The 21,329-nt window shown below is 66.5% G+C and carries 16 protein-coding genes and 1 pseudogene; 9 read left to right on the top strand and 8 right to left on the bottom strand.

Annotation, left to right across the window (positions count from 1 at the left end; translation table 11 throughout):
* Window positions 1-59: 59 nt before the first annotated feature.
* Entirely contained in the window at window positions 60-656 is a 597-nt protein-coding gene (locus AC1DIQ_RS16230) for an SMI1/KNR4 family protein (protein WP_478050413.1), read from the bottom strand.
* Window positions 657-838: 182 nt separating this feature from the next.
* Between AC1DIQ_RS16230 and AC1DIQ_RS16225 the strand changes: the two genes are divergently transcribed.
* Complete coding sequence (locus AC1DIQ_RS16225) at window positions 839-1,639, top strand: dienelactone hydrolase family protein (protein ID WP_282263205.1); 801 nt, start codon at window positions 839-841, stop codon at window positions 1,637-1,639.
* A 29-nt stretch (window positions 1,640-1,668) separates the two neighbouring features.
* Here AC1DIQ_RS16225 and AC1DIQ_RS16220 read toward each other — a convergent pair whose 3' ends face one another.
* On the bottom strand, window positions 1,669-2,667 hold the full coding sequence (locus AC1DIQ_RS16220; RefSeq protein WP_121043242.1) for a polyprenyl synthetase family protein: 999 nt from the start codon (window positions 2,665-2,667) through the stop codon (window positions 1,669-1,671).
* A gap of 304 nt (window positions 2,668-2,971) precedes the next feature.
* Here AC1DIQ_RS16220 and AC1DIQ_RS16215 point away from each other — a divergent pair, with 304 nt between their 5' ends.
* Window positions 2,972-4,585, top strand: a complete 1,614-nt coding sequence (locus AC1DIQ_RS16215) for an alpha-glucosidase (protein ID WP_152153492.1) — start codon at window positions 2,972-2,974, stop codon at window positions 4,583-4,585.
* Between the two features lie 617 nt (window positions 4,586-5,202).
* On the opposite strand, the gene AC1DIQ_RS16210 is transcribed toward AC1DIQ_RS16215, so the two are convergent.
* Both AC1DIQ_RS16210 and AC1DIQ_RS16205 read right to left on the bottom strand, forming a co-directional pair.
* Entirely contained in the window at window positions 5,203-7,962 is a 2,760-nt protein-coding gene (locus tag AC1DIQ_RS16210; RefSeq protein ID WP_478050412.1) for a TonB-dependent receptor, read from the bottom strand.
* 337 nt (window positions 7,963-8,299) lie between these two features.
* Window positions 8,300-10,366 (bottom strand): glycoside hydrolase family 97 protein, encoded by a 2,067-nt coding sequence (locus AC1DIQ_RS16205; RefSeq protein ID WP_478050411.1) that lies wholly within the window; start codon window positions 10,364-10,366, stop codon window positions 8,300-8,302.
* 233 nt (window positions 10,367-10,599) lie between these two features.
* Here AC1DIQ_RS16205 and AC1DIQ_RS16200 point away from each other — a divergent pair, with 233 nt between their 5' ends.
* The 5 genes from AC1DIQ_RS16200 (at window position 10,600) to AC1DIQ_RS16180 (ending at window position 17,059) form a co-directional block, all read left to right on the top strand.
* Window positions 10,600-12,801, top strand: a complete 2,202-nt coding sequence (locus tag AC1DIQ_RS16200; protein ID WP_478050410.1) for a glucosidase family protein — start codon at window positions 10,600-10,602, stop codon at window positions 12,799-12,801.
* Window positions 12,798-14,285 carry an MFS transporter gene (locus AC1DIQ_RS16195; RefSeq protein ID WP_478050409.1) on the top strand — a complete coding sequence of 496 codons (1,488 nt, stop codon included), beginning with the start codon at window positions 12,798-12,800 and terminating at the stop codon, window positions 14,283-14,285. Before AC1DIQ_RS16200 ends, AC1DIQ_RS16195 begins: the two co-directional genes overlap by 4 nt.
* On the top strand, window positions 14,285-16,006 hold the full coding sequence (locus AC1DIQ_RS16190; protein WP_478050408.1) for an alpha-amylase family glycosyl hydrolase: 1,722 nt from the start codon (window positions 14,285-14,287) through the stop codon (window positions 16,004-16,006). The genes AC1DIQ_RS16195 and AC1DIQ_RS16190 overlap by 1 nt, the downstream gene beginning before the upstream one ends.
* 91 nt (window positions 16,007-16,097) lie before the next feature.
* A complete protein-coding gene (locus AC1DIQ_RS16185) occupies window positions 16,098-16,595 on the top strand; it encodes a GNAT family N-acetyltransferase (RefSeq protein WP_193222839.1) in 498 nt (165 codons plus the stop codon).
* A 71-nt stretch (window positions 16,596-16,666) separates the two neighbouring features.
* On the top strand, window positions 16,667-17,059 hold the full coding sequence (locus AC1DIQ_RS16180) for an SseB family protein (protein ID WP_478050407.1): 393 nt from the start codon (window positions 16,667-16,669) through the stop codon (window positions 17,057-17,059).
* 8 nt (window positions 17,060-17,067) lie between these two features.
* Here AC1DIQ_RS16180 and AC1DIQ_RS16175 read toward each other — a convergent pair.
* The 3 genes and pseudogenes from AC1DIQ_RS16175 to AC1DIQ_RS16165 all read right to left on the bottom strand — a co-directional run.
* Window positions 17,068-17,250: pseudogene (locus tag AC1DIQ_RS16175) on the bottom strand (hypothetical protein); the annotation flags it as partial.
* On the bottom strand, window positions 17,160-17,663 hold the full coding sequence (locus AC1DIQ_RS16170) for a hypothetical protein (protein WP_478050503.1): 504 nt from the start codon (window positions 17,661-17,663) through the stop codon (window positions 17,160-17,162). The gene AC1DIQ_RS16170 and the pseudogene AC1DIQ_RS16175, both read right to left, overlap by 91 nt.
* Window positions 17,660-18,259, bottom strand: a complete 600-nt coding sequence (locus tag AC1DIQ_RS16165; protein ID WP_478050406.1) for an RNA polymerase sigma factor — start codon at window positions 18,257-18,259, stop codon at window positions 17,660-17,662. Before AC1DIQ_RS16165 ends, AC1DIQ_RS16170 begins: the two co-directional genes overlap by 4 nt.
* Window positions 18,260-18,371: 112 nt before the next feature.
* On the opposite strand from AC1DIQ_RS16165, the gene AC1DIQ_RS16160 reads away from it, so the two are divergent.
* A complete protein-coding gene (locus tag AC1DIQ_RS16160; protein WP_121043262.1) occupies window positions 18,372-18,698 on the top strand; it encodes a hypothetical protein in 327 nt (108 codons plus the stop codon).
* A gap of 54 nt (window positions 18,699-18,752) precedes the next feature.
* Window positions 18,753-20,249 (top strand): serine hydrolase domain-containing protein, encoded by a 1,497-nt coding sequence (locus tag AC1DIQ_RS16155; protein WP_478050405.1) that lies wholly within the window; start codon window positions 18,753-18,755, stop codon window positions 20,247-20,249.
* A gap of 7 nt (window positions 20,250-20,256) precedes the next feature.
* On the opposite strand, the gene AC1DIQ_RS16150 is transcribed toward AC1DIQ_RS16155, so the two are convergent.
* Window positions 20,257-21,288: a LacI family DNA-binding transcriptional regulator gene (locus tag AC1DIQ_RS16150; protein WP_121043266.1), complete on the bottom strand. Its 1,032-nt coding sequence runs from the start codon at window positions 21,286-21,288 to the stop codon at window positions 20,257-20,259.
* Between the last annotated feature and the right edge of the window lie 41 nt (window positions 21,289-21,329).

Below are 21,329 nucleotides of genomic sequence, written 5' to 3'. Positions count from 1 at the left end.
TCTACCCTGGGGCGACGCGGGATACGTCATCCACCCTGGTTACGCCGGTGATGCAGGCATCAGGCTTCTTCTTCATCGATGAACGCGTAGTCCCCGTCGATGAGCTGCTGCAGATAGACATCGAAGCTCGGCGCGATCACCCGGTAGCTGTCCGGGTCGTGCAGGTAGCGCACCACCTGGCCGGCCGTGCCGCCCGGTGCGGGATCGAAATCCAGATACAGCACCGAGGTGCCACCGTTGTTCATGCAGTGCGAGAAGCACAGGCGCTTGCCGATCGGCAGATCCGCGTCAATGCCCTCGCCGAGAATCTCGGGGTCTTCCTCCAGCCACTCCTCGTAGATCGAGCGGATGCTGTCATCCCACTGCGCGCTGTCCTCGAATACCTGCGCTACCGAGCGCAGGTAGTAGGGGTAGTGCCCCTCCTCGACATCCGAGCCCAGCATCAGCACCACCGCCTCGCCACCCGGGTAGGGGCGGAAATGTGTGCCATCCACCCGCGCCAGCAGCGCGACCAGGCTCTCGGGCACCTGCGGCCAGCGCTCGCGCAGGCGCGCCAGATCGGCCGCGCTGGCGCCCTCGACCCAGGCCCACATCCGCGCATCGTCTTCGGGCAGGCGCGGCACCAGGCCGGAAAGGAAGCGGTCGACAAGGCTCATGAGGGGTTCCATGCACAGGGGGCGGCCAGCCTGCCATAACAGGGACGGAGGTAGTTAATTCAGATGAGGTCGGGCGCGGCCGGCCTGTCAGATCACGGGGTTGCACGTCGCGCCGGCGCGTCTACACGGTCCCGTCAACCGGCCGTCATACACTCGGGGCTCTTTCTGTCGGGAGCAGACGCATGAACACGCAATGGCGGTGGGGTGCAGCGGTACTGTTGGGCATGACGGCGCTGCCCGCGCTGGCGGCGATGCAGGCCAAGCCGGTGGAGTGGACCCAGGATGGCACCACCTTCAGCGGGGTGCTGGTCTATGACGACAGTGACAACGACAAACGCCCGGGCCTGGTGATGGTGCCCAACTGGAAGGGCGTCAACGAGTCGGCCATCGCCAAGGCCAAGCAGCTGGCCGGCGATGACTACGTGGTGCTGGTGGCCGATGTGTACGGCAAGGGCGTGCGCCCGAAGACCGATGCCGAGGCGGGTCCGGTGGCGACCAAGCTGCGCAATGACCGCCCCGTGCTGCGGGCGCGTGCGCTCAAGGCGATCGAGGTGCTGAAGGCGCAGGCCGGCAAGGCACCGCTGGATGCGAGCCGGATCGGCGCGGTCGGGTTCTGCTTCGGCGGCACCACGGTGCTGGAGATGGCACGCGCCGGTGCGCCGCTGGCCGGTGTGGTCAGCCTGCACGGCGGGCTGGGCTCGCCGCTGCCGGCCAAGGCCGGTGGCACCCATCCCTCCGTGCTGGTACTCAATGGCGCCGACGACAAGAGCGTGAGCAAGGACGACATCGCCAGCTTCGAGCAGGAAATGAATGCTGCGAAGGTGGACTGGGAGTTCACCAACTACAGCGGCGCGGTGCACTGCTTTGCCGAATCGGATGCGAACAGTCCGCCGGGGTGCCAGTACAACGAACGCGCGGCCAAGCGCGCGTGGAAGGCGCTGGACGAGTTCTTCGAGGAGCGGTTCGAGACGACACGCCGGTAGGTGCCGACCGTTGGTCGGCACGCCTCCGGTCAATGCGAGCGCTGCACCGCGTAACGGGCCAGCCCGCGAAGAGCGGCCACGGCATCGTTGTCGGCCAGGCCGTCGAGCGCACGCTCGGCGGCATCGGCGTATTCCTCGGCACGGGCGCGGCTGTAGTCCAGCCCGCCGGTAGCGTGGATGGCCGCCAGCACCTCGGGCATCGCCTCGGCGTCACCGTTCTGCACGATCTCGCGCAGGCGCTCGCGGGTGGTGGCATCGGAATGCGCCATCGCGTGGATCAGCGGCAGGGTGGCCTTGCCCTCGGCAAGGTCGTCGCCCAGGTTCTTGCCCAGCTCCTCGGCATTGGCCGAGTAGTCCAGCACGTCGTCGGCGATCTGGAAGGCGTAGCCCAACGCCATGCCGTAGTCGTACAGCGCCTGCTGGGTGGCTTCGTCCACGCCGCTGGCCAGCGCGCCCAGACGGGTGCCGGCGGCGAACAGCACCGCGGTCTTGCGCTCGATCACGCGCAGATAGGCCGCTTCGTCCGTATCCGGGTTGTGGACATGCAGCAGCTGCAGCACCTCACCCTCGGCGATCCGGTTGGTGGTATCGGCGAGGATCCGCATGACCGGCATGCGGTCCAGTTCGACCATCAGCTGGAAGCTGCGCGAGTACAGGAAATCCCCGACCAGGACGCTGGGAGCATTGCCCCACAGCGCATTGGCGGTGCTGCGGCCGCGGCGCAGGCTGGATTCGTCCACCACGTCGTCATGCAGCAGGGTCGAGGTGTGGATGAACTCGATGATTGCCGCCAGCTGATGGTGTTCCGGGCCGGCCTGGCCGACCGCGTGGCCGGCCAGCATCACCAGCATCGGGCGCAGGCGCTTGCCGCCGGCCGAGATGATGTGGTCGGCGATCTGGTTGATCAGCACGACATCCGAGGACAGTCGGCGACGAATCAGCGCATCGACGGCGTCCATGTCGGGCGCGGCGAGCGTCTGGATCTGGGGCAGGCCCAGCGCGGGGCGGGTGTCTTCGGTGATGGTCATGCGGTCTGACTTTCAGGCTTGGGCGGAATTATAGGCGGTGCGGTCGTATTCCGCCCGCGAAGACGCGCCGGTGGTCCGGTCAAGGCGCGGGGCAGGGCGCCGGATCGTGCCGACCTTGGCCGCCGGCGCCCGGGGCCCTGCTGGGCGAAGCGCCGCCTGACCGGGTGCCCGTAACGCCACGCGCACCGCGATCCGGCGTGAATACGTATGCATGCGACCCCACCGCTGGAGGCGCCCCGCTAAGCTTGTCGGGTTCGTTTCTGGCCCCCTCGCGGGTGCCGTGGAAGCCCGAAGGGGGGCCCCAATGTCGCAGTCTCCATGGTGGCGCGGTGCCGTCATCTATCAGATCTACCCGCGCAGTTTCCTGGACGCCAACGGCGATGGCGTGGGCGACCTGCCCGGCATCATCGAGCGCCTGGACTATGTCGCCGCGCTCGGCGTCGACGCGATCTGGGTCTCGCCGTTCTTCAAATCACCGATGGCCGACTTCGGCTATGACATCGCCGACCACCGCGACGTCGACCCGTTGTTCGGCACACTCGCCGATTTCGACGAGTTGCTGGCCAAGGCGCATGCGCTGGGCCTGAAGGTGATGATCGACCAGGTGTTCAGCCATACCTCGATCGACCATGCCTGGTTCCAGGAGAGCCGGCAGGACCGCACCAATCCCAAGGCGGACTGGTACGTGTGGGCCGATCCACGCGAGGACGGCACCCCGCCCAACAACTGGATGTCGATCTTCGGGGGCGTGGCCTGGCAGTGGGAGCCGCGGCGTGAGCAGTATTTCCTGCACAACTTCCTGGCCGACCAGCCCGACCTGAACTTCCATAACCCGGCAGTGCAGCAGGCCACGTTGGACTACGTGCGGTTCTGGCTCGACCGTGGCGTGGATGGCTTCCGCCTGGATTCGATCAATTTCTGTTTCCACGACGCACAGCTGCGTGACAACCCGGCCAAGCCGCTGGAAAAACGCCTCGGCCGTGGCTTCAGCGCGGACAATCCGTACGCCTACCAGTACCACTATTACAACAACACGCAGCCGGAGAACATCGGCTTCATCGAGCAGCTGCGCGTGCTGTTGGACGCGTACCCGGGATCGGTCAGCCTGGGTGAAATTTCCGCGGAAGATTCGCTGGCGACTACGGCCGAATACACCGCGCCGGGCCGCCTGCACATGGGCTACAGCTTCGAACTGCTGGTGAAGGATTTCAGCGCCGGTTACATCCGCGACACCGTGTCGCGGCTGGAAGCGACGATGACCGAAGGCTGGCCGTGCTGGGCGATCTCCAACCACGATGTGGAGCGCGCGGTAACGCGCTGGGGCGGTCATCCGGCACAGCCGCGCCTGGCGCGCATGCTGGTGGCGATGCTGTGCTCGCTGCGCGGTTCGATCTGCCTCTATCAGGGCGAGGAGCTGGGACTGGGCGAGGCGGACGTGCCGTTCGAGGCGCTGCAGGATCCTTACGGCATTACGTTCTGGCCGAACTTCAAGGGCCGCGACGGTTGCCGTACGCCGATGCCGTGGCTGGATGCGCCGAAGGCGGGCTTCACGACGGGTGAGCCGTGGTTGCCGATTCCGGCGGAGCATCAGGCTGCGTCGGTGGCGACGCAGGAACAGGATCCGCACTCGGTGTTGAGCGCGTTCCGTCAGTTCCTGGCGTGGCGGCGGACGATGCCGACGCTGTTGGTGGGCGACATCCGTTTTCTTGCGTGCGCCGAGCCGGTGTTGATGTTCGAGCGTGTGCACGGGGAGGAGACGTTGCTGTTGGCGTTCAATCTTTCGGCGGATTCGGTGCGGGCTGCGTTGCCGGTGGGTGAGTGGCAGGCGGTACATGTGCCGGGTCCGGACGTGGGCGAGGTTGTTGGTAATGAGCTGGTGTTGCCGGCGCAGTCGATGTATTGCGCGCGACGCGGCTGATCGGTGTTCCGGTGGTATTGAGAGGGCGGGGCCAGGTGCCTCGCCCTTTTTTTGTCTTGCGTTCGTGCGTTGGGGTACAGCCACAGCCACAGCCACAGCCACAGCCACAGCCACAGCACTCGGGGCTGTAAACGTGCTGGTTTGGGCGGGCAGGGGTGGGTCAGCGGGACCCGCTGCAAGTACGTCCATGTAAGCTCGTATGCCGCCATCCATGGCGGCATACGGCCCCGCCAACCCACCCCTGCCCACCCTTTGACAGGGTGTCGGTGTGCAATGGAAAAGCGGCGCTTGCTTGATGGCTCAGTCAACCTGCCCAGACTTCGCGGTGATCGAAACGCAAAACTGACACGGCGGTAGACGCCTTGCTGTGCCATGGCCACCAACCCACTGTCGAAGGGCGGGGGTGTGTGGGTTGGCGGGACCGTTGTGCCGCATGGATGCGGCTCACGAGCCCCCATGGATGGGTTTACGGCGCGCCCCGCGAACCCACACACCCCCGACCAGCCCACGGACAGCCGGCGCTGACGCTCTTCAGAGTCAGAGAGAAGCCAACAAAAAACCCGCTGCACAAGCAGCGGGTTCTCGATGTCGCCACTAAGTGGCTGACAAGAGCAACATCAGAACTTGTAGTTCACGCCCAGCATGTACGTGCGGCCCCACTCCACGTACTCCAGCGGACGATCCTTCGTGCCAGCGTAGGTGCGATACGGCTCGTTGGTCAGATTGCTTCCCTGCAGCAACAGCGTCAGCCCATGCAGACTGCTGCTGTCGGCGAACGTATAACTGACCTGCGCATCCGTCACGTTCTCACCGACCACATAACGCAGCGTCCGGTTGCCGTTGAAGTTGCCGATCTCACCGATGAAATCCGAACGACGGCGCTGGCTCACGCGGGCCTCGAACCCACTGCGCTCGTAGTACGCGGTGAAGTTGTACACGCGTTCGGACAGGCCCGGCAGGCTGATCGGATCGCTGCCCACGCTGGAGGCGCTTTCCGGATCCAGGATCTTGATGTCACTGTCGTTGAACGTCGCACTGGCCTGCACGCCGAAGCCACGCAGGCTCTCCGTCAGCATCTCCAGCGGGAACGAGGCGGTCAGCTCCAGGCCCTTCAGCTTGCCACCCTGGCCGTTCTGCGGGGCCGAGAACGTACCGGTCGGCAGGACCGGGACGATCAAGCCCGGCGGCGGTACGTAGCTGGCCAGCAGGTCGCTGAAGTCGTAGTCGTCGCGCGACTGCGTGTAGACGTAGGACTTGAGATCCTTGAAGAACACCGCGGCCGCCACATACGCTTTTTCGCCGAAGTACTTTTCGTAGGACAGATCGATCGCATTGGCGCGCCACGGATCCAGCAGCGGGTTGCCACCGCTGCCGCCGGGCTTGCCGGTGGCGGTGTCCACGCCGAACTCCAGGCCGGCACGCATCTGGTCCACGCGCGGGCGTGCCACCTGCTTGGCCACGGCGAAGCGCAGCGTCTGCTGGTGCGGGAACATGAAGGCCAGGTTCAAGCTGGGCAGCCAATCGGTGTAGGTCTTGCCGTCATCGATCGGCAGGATGTTCTGGCCATCGGGACGCGAGCGGTCGAAGTAGTTGGACTGCGAGCTCTGGTCGGTGCGCACCATCTGCACGCCGATGTTGCCGCGCAGGCCTACCTCACCGAGGTCGGTGTTGATGTTGGCGCGGATCCACGCGGTGCTGGTCTTTTCCTGCACCGTCCAGGCCTTGGGAATCAGGTAGTCCAGGTTGGTGACCGGGTTGAAGACCATGTAGCGGTCCACCGCGGCCGGCACGTTCCAGGCCGGGATGTAGCCGATACCGGCGAAGCCCAGATTGACCGGCGCGTACTGCAGGTCACCGGCGATGTTGGCATCGCCCTGGTCGCCAAGCAGGATGTTGCCCTCGGCCTGGGTCTTGTCCTTGCGGCGGTCGGCGTAGTTCACGCCCACGTCCACATCGGAGAACCACGGCAGCGAGTCGGGCATCGCGAAGGTGGCCTGCAGGCGGGCGCCCTTCAGGCGGTCTTCGACCATCGGCACCTTGCCGTAGCCGGAGCCGTAGATGGTGTTGGTCAGGAACAGCGCGTCCGGGTTGGAATAGTCCAGCCCCGGGCTGATCTGCGAGAACCCGTCCGGCTTGACCACCACCCCGACCGAATCCAGCTGCGGCATCGGGGTGAGCTGCAGGTTGTTCTCCAGGTTCAGTTCGTTGCGCGTGGCCTTGGAGTAGTTCACATCCGCGACGACCTTGACGCGTTCGAAGTTGAACTCGTTGTTCCAGCCGAACGCGTCGATCTTGTCCTTGCGCTTGTTGTACATGCCGCGCACCAGCGGATACACGCCGGTCGCCACGCCGCCGGCGAAGGTGCCATCGGCGTTGACCTGCGGGTTGGTGATCAGCAGGCCCGGGGTGTAACCGCCGTTGTAGTTGCTGAGGTTGACCTCGAACTGGTTGGCAGTATCGATCTGCTCGGCTTCGGTGTGGAACGCATCCAGGGTGCTGGTCCACACGTTCGACGGGCGGAACTGCACGGTGGCCATCACGCCGTCGCGCTCGTTGTTGCCGGTGCGGCGCAGCGCCTTGATGCCGTCGGAGAACACCGTGCCCGGGGCCAGGCCGGGGCGATTGCCCTGGTCGGTCTGCTCGGTGGTCCACGGTTCGTACAGGCCGACCTGGTTTTCCTGGATGGGCATGTCGCTGTGCGCGTAGCCGATCGAGATGCCCAGCGTGTTGTCGAGGAACTGGTCGATGTAGCTGGCGCTGAAGCGGTTGCCGTACGGGTCGACGTTGGCGGCCTTGCCCAGCGAGCTCTTCTGGTAGCGGCCGCTGATGGCGATCACGCGCTCGGCGAAGCTCAGCGGGCGCACGGTCTGCATGTCGATGGTGCCCGACAGGCCCTGGCCGACCAGCGCTGCATCCGGGGTCTTGTACACGGTCACGCCGTTGACCAGTTCCGAGGGGTACTGATCGAACTCGACGCTGCGGTTGTCACCGGTGCTGACCACTTCGCGCCCGTTGAGCAGGGTGGTGGCGAAGTCCGGCGACAGACCGCGCACGCTGATCACCTGGGCGCGGCCGGCCACCCGCTGGGCGGCCAGACCGGGCAGGCGGCCCAGCGATTCGGCGATGCTCACGTCGGGCAGTTTGCCGATGTCCTCGGCCGAAATCGCTTCGACCACCGAGGTGGCGTCCTGCTTGATCGCGATCGCGTTCTCGATGCCGCGGCGGATGCCCGTGACCTGGACGGTGTCCAGGTTGGTTGCCGCCGTGCCGGTCGGTGTGGTGGTGGTACTGGGTTCGGCGGTCTGCGCCGACGCCATCAACGGCGTCAGGGCGACGGCCAGCGCGAGACTCAGCGCGCTGCGCTTGCGGTTCAACATTTTCCCCTCCCAGGCAATGTTGCCAATCGATTTTTTGGTTGCCCGGAGGACCCGGGAGCGTCATGGCGCGGTGGCCGTTGACTGCGTGGCTATGGTAGGCAGCGCATCGGCTGCGGGAATCACCCTGCATACGTATTCAATGACGTTTGCAGCGTTGGAAGCGATTACAGGCGCGTTATCGCAGTCGCGCTGCTGCGCCACGTTCTGCCATGCAACCGTCGATGGTAGTGCCGGCCGCTGGCCGGCATCCCCGAGGAGATGCCATGCAGATGCAGGAGCCGGCCAGCGGCCGGCACTACACGTCATGGGGCTATGTCGAGGCCACCTCTGATCAGGTCTACAGCGGCGTAAAACGGATCGCCTGGCCGCCACCGGGCGCAAGCACCAGCGCCAGCGCGTCGGCGCTGGTGACCTCGCGGGTTTCGCGCACGAAGGCGAAGGGATTGCTGCGGAAATCGGCGCCGTCGCCATCGCGGTAGATCTCCGCGCGGTAGCGCACACCCGGCTCCAGGAAGCCCAGCGAAACGGGCAGCACGCGGCCGTGGTCGTCGGTGATGCTGCCCAGGAACCAGTCGCGGCTGTGGCGGTCCTTGCGCACGATGGTCACGTAGTCGCCCACCTCGCCGTTGAGCACGCGGGTGTCGTCCCAGTCCACCGCGACGTCTTCGATGAAGCGGAAGGCCTCACGGTGCTGCTCATAGTGCTCGGGCAGGTCGGCGGCCATCTGGATCGGGCTGTAGAGCGTCACGTACAGCGCGAGCTGGCGGGCCAGCGTGCTGGGGATCGCCTGACCGCCGCGGCCCTTCAGGCTCAGGATGCCGGGGGTGTAATCCAGCGGCCCGGACAGCATCCGGGTGAACACCAGGTTGACCTCGTGCTCGGGTGGGTTCGGCGGTTGGCCCCAGGCGTTGTACTCCATGCCGCGGGCGCCCTCGCGGGTGATCCAGTTCGGGTAGGTGCGGCGCAGGCCGGTGTCCTTGATCGGCTCGTGCGGATTCACCGCGATATGCCGCTTGGCTGCTTCCTGCACCACCCTGAGGTGATGGCGGGCCATGAACTGGCCGTCGTGCCACTCGCGCCACAGCGGGCCACCGGCCGGGTTGCGGCGGTCGACCTGGCCGTCGTCGCAGACGTAGCCGCTCTTGAACGAATCCACGCCCAGCCGCGCATACAGATCCAGCGCCGCGCCGAGCTGATCTTCGTAGTGTTCGATCGCGCAGCCGGTTTCATGGTGGCCGATCAGGTGCACGCCCTTCTTCGCGCCGTAAGCCGACAGGGCCTCGATATCGAAGTCCGCGGTGGGCCGGGTGAAATCGAAGGCGTGGCCATTGCCGACCCAGTCACCGTTCCAGCCCGGATTCCAGCCTTCCACCAGTACGCCGCGGAAACCATGCCGGGCGGCGAAGTCGATCACGCGCATGGTCTTGGCCGTGGTCGCGGCGTGCCGTGGGCCGGTGGCCCAGCTCTCCTCATCCAGGTGCATCGACCACCACACGCCCAGGTACTTGGAGGGCTTCACCCAGCTGACGTCGCCCAGCACGTTGGGCTCGTTGAGGTTGAGGATCAGGCTGGACTCAACCAGTCCGCCGGCGGTATCGCTGATCTGCAGTGTGCGCCACGGGGTATTGAAGGGCAGGCTGCGCCGCACTTTCCAGCCTTCCGCCGAGGGCGACAGCTGCGCGCGCAGGCGCTGGCCCTCGGTGCGGCGCAGCCACATGCCGGCGTAGTCCACCAGCGCGGCTTCGTGGATGGCGATGTGCAGACCATCGCGGCTGCGCAGCGTCATCGGCGTATGTGCCAGTGGCACCTGATCCAGCGGCGTGCGCTGGTAGAGATATTCGTAGTGAATCGGCTCACCGACCGGAATCCACCAGGCGGTGGAGGTCGGTGCGATCGCGAACTCGGTCAGCTCATCGTCGATGATCGCCTCGCGCATGCCCGGCTGCTCAGGGAAGTGGTAGCGGAATCCCAGGCCGTCGTCATAGACCCGGAACACCAGATCGATGCGGCGCTTGGCGCCACTGCGTTCGGCCAGCTGCACGACCACTTCGTTGAAGTGATTGCGGGTAAGCCGGCGCTCGCCCCACGGCTGTTCCCAGGTCTCATCGACGCTGCGCGACTGCTGGCCAACCACGGCAAGATCCCGGTCCAGGCGGCCATCGCGCAGCTGGAAGCCGAGCTTGGAGGTGTCCACCACGGCCTCGCCGAAACGTTCAACCCGGTAGCTGGGGGTGCCGCCGTCCAGTTGCAGCGACACGCGCAATACCTTGCCGGGCGACTCGACACGGGCGACGGTGACCGGTTCCGCCGAGACGGTGGCGCTGAATGCGCAGAGGATCCAGCCAAGCAGGGGCAGGCGACGACGTGCGAAAGGCCCGTCTGTTGGATGCGACAGTGACGGCATTTCCCCTCCCAAGGCGGCCGAAAACACCCCCGGACTATAGCGATGCGGTCACGATTGCCGACCGCCCTGGCCATGAATACGTATGCAGCTCGATGCAGGCTGCGGCGTGCCGTCTACCATGGGCCCAAGGCACCCTGGGAGGGGGCCGCGAGCGCATTGCCGCGAGGCGGTGCGGACCTACAACGCGAGCAAAGGGGAGGGAGGCAACAGGTGCAAGCCGGTTCGCCACTTCGATGCTGAAGATGATCTGCCTGACCGTTGCCCTCGGGGCAGCGATGGGGTCCACCGCCCGTGCGGCCGACCTGGATTTCGACGGCCGCCATGCGCGCGCCGAGACCGCCGCTGAAGGTGGCTACCGTCTGCATGCGCCGCAGGGCGAGGTGCGCGTCATCGCGCAGCCGATGCGCAGCGAGACCGGCAGTGTGCTGTTCGATGCGCTGTTCGGGCTCGCCCAGCAGGAAATGGATGCCGACCGCGTGGAGGCGATCCGCGACCCCGCCTTCAATCACGGCAAGCCGGTTCCTTGTGCCTGCTTCCAGACCGGCGAACGCTGGCCCTACGTGTGGACCCGTGATGTGAGCTTCGCCGCCGATCTGGCGCTGTCGCGTCTGGATCCGGTGCGCACGCGCCAGTCGCTGCAGTTCAAACTGTCCACCGCACGCGATGGGCATACGCCCGGCCTGTTCGTCGCCCAAGACACCGGCTCCGGCGGCAGCTGGCCGATCAGCAGTGATCGCGTGGTGTGGTTCCTGGCCGCACGCGGGCTGCTGGATGACGCGGCCTTTGCCGACCAGGTCTGGCAGGCACTGCAGGCCACCCTCGCGCAGGATCGCGAGGCGGTGTTCGATGCGCGGATCGGCCTGTATCGCGGTGAGACCTCGTTCCTGGATTGGCGTGAGCAGACCTACCCGGACTGGACCGGCGAGGATGTGCGCTTCATCGGCGAGTCCTTCGCGCTGTCCACCAACGTGCTGCATTACCAGGCGCTGCGACTGGCCGAGCAGCTGGCACGCCAGCACGGCGACGCGCGCGCCACCACCTACGGCCAATGGGCCGATGCGCTGGCCCGCCAGGTCGATGCACGCTTCTGGCGCGAGGATGCCGGCCAGTACATGAGCTACATCGGCGAGGCGGCCCACCCGGTGCCGTACGCCAAGTACGACCTGCTCGCGCTCTCGCTGGGCGTGCTGGCCGATGTGTTCCCGGCCGATCGCGCACGCCGCGCGCTGGCGAACTACCCGGCCGTGGCCGGTGGCAGCCCGGTCGTCTGGCCGCAGGAAGCGCAGCAGCCGATCTACCACAACCGCGGCATCTGGCCGTTCGTCAGCGCGTACTCGCTGCGCGCGGCGCGCCGGCTGGACGATGCGCCACGCATCGCCATGGAAATCGAATCGCTGATGCGCGGCACCGCGCTGGCCGGCTCCAACATGGAAAACTATGAGATGCGCACGCTGGCGGTGCATGTCGATGAAGGCGCGCTCAGCGGCCCGGTGGTCAATTCGCCGCGCCAGCTGTGGTCGGTGGCCGGGTACCTCTCGATGGTGCTGGAAGGGGTGTTCGGCGTGGAAGACGATGGCCGCATCGCGCCGAAGCTGCCGGTGTCGCTGGTGCCGACGCTGTTCGGTGAGCAAGACCGCATCCGCCTGGACGACGGCAAGCAGCATTACGTGCTGGTGCGACCGAAGCAGCTTGCCGGCGAGCTGCTGGTGGCGGGTGACATCCAGCGCGATGGCAGCATCACCACGGTGCAGCTGATGCCGTTGCATGGTCCTGCGGCGACACCGTCACCAGCGATCCTGCGTCCCTCGGCGGTGTTCGCCCCGGCCACCCCCGCTGCCCCGGTGCCGCGTGAAACGACGGCAGGCTGGCAGATCACGGTGCCCGCCGGGCACGTGCTGTGGCGCAACGGCCAGACGCTGACGCCCACACGAGATGTCGCCACGATTGCCAGGGACGGTGCCAGTCACTGCCTGAGCCTGACCCGCCGGGAGGGCACTCTGGAATCGCTGCACAGCCCGATGACCTGCATCGGCCCGCAGCAGGTGCTGGCCGGCGACACGCACTGGCAGTGGACCGCACCGACCGCCGGCCGCTGGCGTGCACGCCTGCGCTACGACAACCCGAACGGCCCGATCAACACCGGTGTGACCGCAGCGGTGAAGACGCTGGTGCTGCAATGCGAGGGTCAACCGGAGCAGCGCCGCCCCATTGTGATGCCGCACAGCGTGGGCGAACAGGACTCCACGGCGGTTGAATTCGAGCTGCCGGCACGCGCCTGCCGCATCACGTTGGACGAGGGCTTCAACATGAGCGCGTTGACCCACTTCGCGCAGTACAACGGCGGCAAGGGCGGCAGTGAGGGCGTGCTCAATCAGGCCCGCGTGTCCGCGCTGACCCTGATGCCGGTCGCGGCCTCGACGGAGCCGCGCCGATGAGCCGTTCGCCCAAACCGACGCTGTCGTTCTGGCAGATATGGAACATGTGCTTCGGCTTCCTCGGCATCCAGTTCGGCTTCGCCCTGCAGAACGCCAATGCCAGCCGCATCTTCGAGACGCTCGGCGCGCCGATGGATGCGGTGCCTGGGCTGTGGATCGCCGCGCCATTGACCGGCCTGCTGGTGCAGCCGGTGATCGGCTACCTGTCCGACCGCACCTGGACGCGCTGGGGCCGCCGCCGCCCGTTCTTCATGATCGGTGCGGTGCTGACCACGCTCGCCCTGCTGGTGATGCCGAACTCGCCGACGCTGTGGATCGCCGCGGGTACGCTGTGGGTACTGGATGCCTCGATCAACGTATCGATGGAGCCGTTCCGCGCGTTCGTCGGCGATCAGCTGGCTCCACGGCAACGGCCGACCGGCTTTGCGATGCAGAGCTTCTTCATCGGCATCGGTGCGATCGTCGCCAGCTTCCTGCCTTTCATCCTGGCCCACTTCGGCGTGGCCAACACAGCGGCCGCGGGGCAGGTGCCCGATACCGTGCGCTACGCGTTCTACTTCGGGGCCGCGGTGCTGCTCGCGGCGATCACCTGGACGGTGGTCAGCACCCGGGAATACTCACCGGCTGAGCTGGCCAGCTTCGATGATGCCGAGCCGTCCGCGGTGCACCAGAGTGCGCGCGTGGCCGGACCGCCCCCGTGGGCGCAGATCGGCGGCTGGGTGGCGGTGGGCATCGTGTTGGCCGCCGCCATCGCGGCGCGGCAGGGTGACCGCATGCTGTATGTGCTGGCTGGCCTGTGCATCGCCTATGGCGTACTGCTGGGGGTGGCGCGCTGTGTGGCCGGGGCGAACATGCTGGCCACCATCGTCGACGACCTGCGTGCGATGCCGCGCACCATGCGTCGCTTGGCCTGGGTGCAGTTCTTCTCGTGGTTCGCGCTGTTCGCGATGTGGATCTACACCACTGCCGCCGTCGCCGGCACCCATTTCGGCTCCACCGATACTGCGTCGGCCGCCTACAACGAGGGGGCCAACTGGGTCGGTGTGCTGTTCGGTGCCTACAACGGCTTCGCGGCGCTGGCCGCATTGCTGATCCCGGTGATGGTGCGCGCACTGGGCCTGCGCTGGAGCCACTTGGTCAATCTGTGGCTGGGCGGCCTGGGACTGATCTCGATGCTGTTCATCCGTGATCCGCACTGGCTGCTGCTGTCCATGGTCGGCGTTGGCTTCGCCTGGGCCTCGATCCTGTCGCTGCCGTATGCGCTGCTGTCGGACAGCGTGCCGGCGGCCAAGATGGGCATCTACATGGGCCTGTTCAATTTCTTCATCGTGATCCCGCAGCTGGTCGCTGCCAGTGCGCTCGGCTTCCTGCTGCGCACCTGGCTGGGCGGCGATCCGATGCACGTGCTCGCCCTCGGGGGCGGCAGCCTGCTGCTGGCCGGTCTATGCGTGCTGTATGTGCCATCCCAACAGGAGGTTGTCTGATGTCCCGGTATTCGTCGTTGTCGCTAGCCCTGTCATTCGCGCTGTCCGCCAGTCCCGCCCTGGCCATCGAACGCCCGGACTATGTCGGCACGCGTGAGCCGTTCGCCAGCCAGGCGGTCTACTTCGTGGTTACCGACCGCTTCGTCAACGGCGATCCGTCCAACGATCACCGCGATCAGGGCGGCGCGCATCCCACCTTCGATATCCCGGTGCCCTGCCCGGACAAGGTGGATGGCAACATCGGCTACCTCGGCGGTGACTTCAAGGGCGTGCTCGACAACGCCGCGTACATCCGCAATCTGGGCTTCGGCGCGGTGTGGATCACCCCGATCATCGACAACCCGGACCAGGCCTTCACCGGCAGCAAGCCGATCAGCTGCACCAGCACGCTGACCGACCGCGGCAAGACCGGCTATCACGGCTACTGGGGCGTCAACTTCTATACGCTCGACGAGCATCTACCGAGCAGGGACCTGGACTTCGCCGCGTTCACCCGCGGCCTGCATGCCGCTGACCTGAAGGTAGTGCTGGATATCGTCGGCAACCATGGCTCGCCCGCGTGGACGATGCCGGTGGCGCAGCCGCAGTTCGGCCAGATATTCGACAAGGGCGGCACGTTGATCGCCGATCACCAGAACCTGCCCCCGCAGCAGTTGGATCCGGTCCATAACCCGCTGCATGCCTTCTACAACAGCATCGGCCCGGTCGACGGTAAGAACGGCTCGATCTTCGATGGCAACCTGGCCGAGCTGTCCGACTTCAACGAGCACAACCCGGCGGTGATGGACTACCTGGTGGGCGCCTACCTGCAGTGGACGGCGCAGGGCGTGGATGCACTTCGCATCGACACCATCGGCTGGCTGCCACACCCGTGGTGGCATGCCTTCGTCAACCGCATCCGTGCCGAGCATCCCGGCATGTTCATGTTCGGCGAAGCGTTTGACTACGACGCCAGCAAGATCGCCGAGCACACCTGGCCGGCCAACGCGAATGTCAGCGTGCTGGACTTTCCGCTGCGTGGCGCACTGTCGTCCGTGTTCGGCAAAGAACAGAAAGGCTTTGAAACCCTGGCCGAGCCGCTGCACCTGCTCGACGGGCCGTATGCGAATCCGTACGAGCTGATGAGCTTCTACGACAACCACGATATGGCCCGGCTGGATGCGAACGATGCCGGGTTCATCGACGCCCACAACTGGCTGTTCACCGCACGCGGCATTCCGGTGATCTATTACGGCTCGGAAACCGGCTTCATGCGCAGCCGCGCCGAGCATGCCGGCAACCGCGCCTACTTCGGCCAGGCGCGCGTCGACGACGCGCCGAACAGCCCGATCTACGCACCGCTGCAGCGCATCGCCAAACTGCGTGAGGCCACACCCGCCCTGCAGCGCGGTCTGCAGGTCAACGAGCGGCTGCAGGGCGATGAAGCGGTGTTCTTCCGCGTGCTGCAGCACGGCGATACCGGCCAGACCGCGCTGGTGCTGCTCAACAAGGGCGACACCGCCCGCACCCTTGAGGTGCGCCGCTATCTGCAGGCCGGGACTTGGCGCGACGCGCTGGGCGGCGCCAACCAGACGGTCAAGGGATCACTGAAGGCCGAGGTGCCTGCGCATGGCGTGCGCGTATTCGTGCTGGATGCCCAGGTCGAACAGGCCGCGCTGCAGGCCCGGTTGAAGGCGGCGGTCGACGATCAGCAGGCACGCACCAAGCGCCTGGCGAAGTAGCCAGATGATGCCCGGCCTGCCGTTCGCGGTGGGCCGGGCACTACAATCGGGCTCGCGATCGCGCAAGGCGATCCTTTCGAGTACGTTCTCCATGTCACGCCTGTCCCTGCGCCCCGCGACGCCCGACGACGCCGAGCGCCTGTTCCACCTGATGCAGTTCTACTACTTCGAGGCGTCGGCCTGGAGCGGAGAAGAAGTTCGTCCTGACGGTCTGTTCGACTGTGACCGGCGCGATGTCGAGGCCTCGCTGCGCGACGATCCACAGTGGGCGCGATTGTTGTTCGTCGACGAGGCACTCGCCGGCTTCGTGCTGGTGGACCGGGTGGAGCGGGACGGGCGCCACTATCCCGAACTGGCCGATCTCTTCGTGCTGCCCAAGTACCGGCGGCAGGGCCTGGCGGCCTACGTGGTCAACGCACTGGTGCGCCCCGGCGAGGGGCAATGGCTGCTCGCAGTGTTCCGCGGCGATGTGGCTGCGCATGCCTACTGGCTGCGGACCCTGCCGCGTCTTGGCCTCCCGCATGTCGAACTGGCCGAGGATGACCCGCGGTTCCACCTCTACCTGATCGGCGGTCCACCGCGCCTGTAGTGCCGGCCGCTGGCCGGCTCCCCACAGCCCCGGCGGTACACTAGCGGCCCCCACCCATACCCCCGCATTCCATGAACGACGCTGCCCCCCAGACCCCGATCGAAACCCTGCTCAAGACGGCGATGGATGGTCAGCTGCCGATCGGCCTGTTCATGAAGGCCTTCGTCGCCTCGGAGGTGGTGTTGCTCACCGGCAGCTTGGTGACGCCGGATGGCAGCGGTTTCGATCCGCTGCTGTTCGACAAGCAGGGCGTGTTGCACGTGTCGGTGTTCACCGATATGAGCCGCGTCGGTTTCCACAGCCAGCAGGCCCCGCACACCATCCGCATGCTGATGCTGGAGGTGCTCAAGCGCGTCCCCGGCGGCTACGGCGTGGTGATCAATCCGGGCACCTCGCTGGGCTTTGAAATCTCGCCGTCCGGCGTCAGCGAAATCCTCAAGGACTTCGCCGACGGCCCGCGCTGACGCTGCGTTAAAGTGACGTCGTACTTTCCATCGGCACGCTTCTGCGCGCTCGCGGTCAGGACGCGGTTGTCGTAGAAGCTGATTTTCTCGAACTGGTCCGTCACCCGCTGCTGGCGGTCGGCCGGGGTCTCGGCGCGGATGTAGGCGAGCAGTTCGGTGGAGGTGGTGTAGGGCAGTTGCTGGAAGCCCTTGGGTGCTTCTGGACGCGTGTGCGCCAGCGACCGGCCAGCCATGACACGCCCACGCAGCCTGCGACCACCAGCAGCCAGCCGGATGCTGTCGGCCCGGCGCTCTGCTTGATCGCGCCCCACCACACTGGGCCGAACATCGCCCCGATGGCCAGGACGGCGAGTGCCAACAAGGCAAGCAATACCCGTGACACCCAACGCTCGATACCGGCGTCATGCCGGGCAATGCGCAGCGCGACATCACGGGCGAAGCGCATCGGCGGCCCACTCTGCGGTGCGGAGGCAATCGCCTGGGCGATGCGCAGATAGTCGGCGGCGTCCGGCGCAGCACGCTGGCCACTCAGCGCCGCGCGCAGGCCACGTTCCTGGGCCTGCCATTCCTCGGGGTCGATACGGGGATCATCTGCGGTGCTCATGCGGGCACTCCAATACGGGATTCGAGCAGCTCGCGCAGCCGTTTCCGGCTGCGGAACAGATGGCTCTTGATGGTGCCTTCGGCCAGGTCGGTCAGGATGGCGATCTCGGCGATGGAGATCTCTTCCAGATGATAGAGGGTGAGCAGCGTGCGTTGCAGCGGGGGCAGGGCATTGATCGCCGCGTGCAGGTGGGTGTTGATGTCCTGCTCGCTGGTGCGTGCTTCCAGATCGATGCCATCGCCGATCCGATCAATCAACGCGGTGCCGTCGTCGCTTACGGTGTTCTCCACCAGCGGAATACGGCGCCGTTCCAGGTGGCGCTTGGCGATCGAATAGGCGACCTGTGCCACCCAGGATTTCAACGCGCTTTCGCCGCGGTACTGATGCAGCGTCTGATGGATGCGCAGGAAGGCTTCCTGGCACAGTTCGCGGGTGTCGTCGGGGTGGCGGACCATACGGTCGACCACTCGCCAGCACAGCCCTTGATACTCGCGCACCAGCTGCTCGAACGCGCCGGGCTGCCGCGACAGAATAGCGGCGACCAGTGCCCGGTCGGCGTCCAGACAGTCGGCAGGGGGGGGCGGCGGGGTGCGCATCCCCATAGGGATACGTCGAGTGCGCCATCGGTTGCAACCGTGATCCGTGCAACCCATTCCGCCCTGGCCGTATCTCAGTGGACAAGCCCCTCCTCAATGGAACGAACGCCCCATGGATTACAACCTGATTCTTCCCGTCGTCCTGATCCTCGGCATCGTGTATGCCATCAAGAGCGTGGTCGATGGCCACACGCGCCGCCGGATCGTTGAAGCGCGCGGCTCGGAAGAGCTGGTGCGCTCGCTGCTGGCCGGCGATACCACCAAGCGGCGGCTGGCCTCGCTGCATTGGGGCTGCGTGTTGCTGACCCTGGCGCTGGCCTTCGGCCTGGTCGATCTGCTCGGTATCGACCGGGTCACGCCCGGCGCGATCGCCCTGCTGCTCGGTGCGACCGGGCTGGGCAACGTGGTGTACTTCGTGCTGGATCGTCGCCTGAAGTAAGGCCGCCATCCTGCCGCCCGCTTCGCCAGCGGCTCCCCTGCAACAGGACCTCGAATGAAACGCATCCTGGCACTCTGTGCCGGCGTTGCCGTGGCCGTGATGTCTCCGGTGCGCGCTGCCACGCCTGTCGATTTTGCCCCACTGTCCTCCCTCATCGAACAGACCAAGGCGGCCACGGGCCTGCCTTCGGGTACCGCCGTCGTGGTGGTGAAGGGCGGCAAGGTGATCCATGAAGGCTACTACGGTCTCGCGGATATCGGGGCCGGCACGCCGGTCACGGCTGACACTGTCTTCTACATCGCCTCGGCGACCAAGCCGTTCTTCGCGCTGAACGCCCTGCAGAAGCAGGGCGCCGGCGAGCTCGACATGGCGATGTCACTCCAGCAGATGTTTCCGCAAACACGCTTCGATGGCCTGGACGCCGAGGCGATCACCATCCGCGATCTGCTCACGCACACTGCCGGCGTGGACAACAACGCCCTGGTCTGGGCCACCGCCTTCAGCGGCGTGCACGACAGCGCCTCGCGGCGGGCGCTGGTGGCGGCAACCCAACGCGATCCGGACGTGGCGCACGGCACCTTCCGCTATACCAACCTGGGCTACAACCTGCTCAGCATCTGGATGGACCAGCACAACGGCCTGCCGTGGCAGGACCAGCTCCAGCGCACGTTGTTCGAGCCGTTGGGCATGCGGCACACGAGTACCCGGATCAGCACTGCCGAAGCGGCCGGCTGGCCCATGGCCGCGCCTTACTCGCTGGCCAGTGCGCAGCCGACCACGCCCCTGTATCTGCGCAAAGCGGACGACACGATGCAGGCGGCCGGCGGCATGGTCGCCACCGCGCCGGACCTGGCGCGTTTCCTGATCGCGCAGCTACCGGGGGAGGGCAACACCGCCCTTGCCCGGGAGATAATCACCCGCTCGCAGCAGCGTCAGGTCGCGCTGGACTCGAGCTATCTGGATTTCGCGCGCGACGGCTACGCGTGGGGCTGGTACACCGGGCAGTACAAGGGCCACCCACTGTTGCACCACTTCGGTGGATTCGCCGGCTTCCACGCGCACCTGTCGTTCATGCCGGACCAGAACATCGCGCTGGTGGTGCTCAACAACGAGGACGTGCTGGGCGCGCCGCTGACCAACCTCATCGCCGATCACGTATATGGCCTGCTGTTACACGAGCCCGGGATCACGTCGAGCTCTGCCGCCCGCTTCCTGGCGCTGCAGGCCAAGGCGGCCCAGATGCAGGCGAACGTGTCGCGCCAGCGCGAGGCGATCCAGTCACGCCCCTGGCGGCGGTCGTTGCCGCGCGACCATTTCGTGGGCCGATACGTCCATCCGCTGCTCGGCGAAATGCGGGTCGAGGCGGCCGGTGAGCAGGCGCTGCGGCTGCGCTGGGGGCGGCTGGACGCCGTCGCCAGTGCAGGCGAACAGACGGATCAGGGGCGCGTTGAACTCGTCCCCGGTTCGGGGAGCTGGCTGACCTTCCAGGTGGGAGAGGGCCAGGTACGGTCGCTTACGTTCGAGACCCTGACCTTCCAGCGTATGCCCTGAGCCAGGCTCAGCCGCGCAGCGAGGAGTCCCGCAGCACCTGCTTCACCGCGATGCTCTGGCCTTCCACCGGCTGGCCTTCGATCAGCGCCAGCAGTTTTTCCACCAGCAGGTGACCGGCCTGCTTGGTGTCCTGCTGCACGGTGGACAGCGGCGGGGAGACCGAGGCGGCCAGCGGGATGTCATCGAAGCCGGTGACCGCCACGTCCTCGGGCACGCGCAGGCCATGTTCGCGCAGGGCGCGCATCGCACCGATCGCGATCAGGTCGCTGGCCGCGCACAGCCCGTCGATACGCTCGCCGCGCGCCAATAGCGCCTGGCAGGCATCGAAACCGGACTGCTCGGTGGTGATCGCATCGTGCTGCAGGGACGGCTCGGCGGTAAGGCCGCGCGCCTGCATCGCCTCCACGTGGCCGCGGTAGCGCTGCTCGAACTCGGGGTAGTGGCTGGAGGCATGACCGACGAAGGCGATCCGGCGGCAGCCCTGGTCGAGCAGGTGGACGGTGATGTCGAACCCGCCCTGGAAATTGTCGCTGCCGATCGAGACGCCGGGCTGGTCGGGCAGGGACGCGCCCCAGCGCACGAAATGGGTACCTTGTTCGACCAGCCGCTGCAGGCGTTCGCGCGACTCGTGGTAGTCGCCATAGCCCAGCAGGATGATGCCGTCGGCCTTGTTGCTGTCCTCGTAATCGGCCTGCCAGTCGGTGGACAGCTGCTGGAAGGAGACCAGCAGGTCGTAGCCGCGCAGCGCGCAGGCCCGGGTGATCGAGCCGAGCATGGCGTGGAAGAACGGGTTGATCAGCGAATCGTCGTTGGTGGGGTCTTCGAAGAACAGCAGGGCCAGCGTGCCGGCATTGCGCAGGCGCAGGCTGGAGGCGTTCTTGTCGACCTTGTAGTTCAGCTCCCGGGCGATGGCCAGGATCCGCTGGCGGGTCTCGGCATTGACCATCGGGCTGCCACGCAGCGCCCGCGACACCGTCGGCTGGGAGACGCCGGCCAGGTGGGCGATATCGAGGGAGGTGGCTTTGCCGCGGATGGTCATTTCAGCAGGGGGCGAGGCGGTGGAGGAACATCATGCCATGC

The organism is Stenotrophomonas sp. 05L413 (assembly GCF_056397945.1).
Note: the sequence above shows the minus strand (reverse complement) of the source record. Positions and strands in the feature narration are given on the sequence as shown.

Bases quoted from the DNA above. Each gene is read 5' to 3' on its own strand.
- AC1DIQ_RS16230 (WP_478050413.1), bottom strand. From the start codon at position 656: ATGAGCCTTGTCGACCGCTTCCTTTCCGGCCTGGTGCCGCGCCTGCCC.
- AC1DIQ_RS16225 (WP_282263205.1), top strand. From the start codon at position 839: ATGAACACGCAATGGCGGTGGGGTGCAGCGGTACTGTTGGGCATGACG.
- AC1DIQ_RS16220 (WP_121043242.1), bottom strand. From the start codon at position 2,667: ATGACCATCACCGAAGACACCCGCCCCGCGCTGGGCCTGCCCCAGATC.
- AC1DIQ_RS16215 (WP_152153492.1), top strand. From the start codon at position 2,972: ATGTCGCAGTCTCCATGGTGGCGCGGTGCCGTCATCTATCAGATCTAC.
- AC1DIQ_RS16210 (WP_478050412.1), bottom strand. From the start codon at position 7,962: ATGTTGAACCGCAAGCGCAGCGCGCTGAGTCTCGCGCTGGCCGTCGCC.
- AC1DIQ_RS16205 (WP_478050411.1), bottom strand. From the start codon at position 10,366: ATGCCGTCACTGTCGCATCCAACAGACGGGCCTTTCGCACGTCGTCGC.
- AC1DIQ_RS16200 (WP_478050410.1), top strand. From the start codon at position 10,600: ATGCTGAAGATGATCTGCCTGACCGTTGCCCTCGGGGCAGCGATGGGG.
- AC1DIQ_RS16195 (WP_478050409.1), top strand. From the start codon at position 12,798: ATGAGCCGTTCGCCCAAACCGACGCTGTCGTTCTGGCAGATATGGAAC.
- AC1DIQ_RS16190 (WP_478050408.1), top strand. From the start codon at position 14,285: ATGTCCCGGTATTCGTCGTTGTCGCTAGCCCTGTCATTCGCGCTGTCC.
- AC1DIQ_RS16185 (WP_193222839.1), top strand. From the start codon at position 16,098: ATGTCACGCCTGTCCCTGCGCCCCGCGACGCCCGACGACGCCGAGCGC.
- AC1DIQ_RS16180 (WP_478050407.1), top strand. From the start codon at position 16,667: ATGAACGACGCTGCCCCCCAGACCCCGATCGAAACCCTGCTCAAGACG.
- AC1DIQ_RS16170 (WP_478050503.1), bottom strand. From the start codon at position 17,663: ATGAGCACCGCAGATGATCCCCGTATCGACCCCGAGGAATGGCAGGCC.
- AC1DIQ_RS16165 (WP_478050406.1), bottom strand. From the start codon at position 18,259: ATGCGCACCCCGCCGCCCCCCCCTGCCGACTGTCTGGACGCCGACCGG.
- AC1DIQ_RS16160 (WP_121043262.1), top strand. From the start codon at position 18,372: ATGGATTACAACCTGATTCTTCCCGTCGTCCTGATCCTCGGCATCGTG.
- AC1DIQ_RS16155 (WP_478050405.1), top strand. From the start codon at position 18,753: ATGAAACGCATCCTGGCACTCTGTGCCGGCGTTGCCGTGGCCGTGATG.
- AC1DIQ_RS16150 (WP_121043266.1), bottom strand. From the start codon at position 21,288: ATGACCATCCGCGGCAAAGCCACCTCCCTCGATATCGCCCACCTGGCC.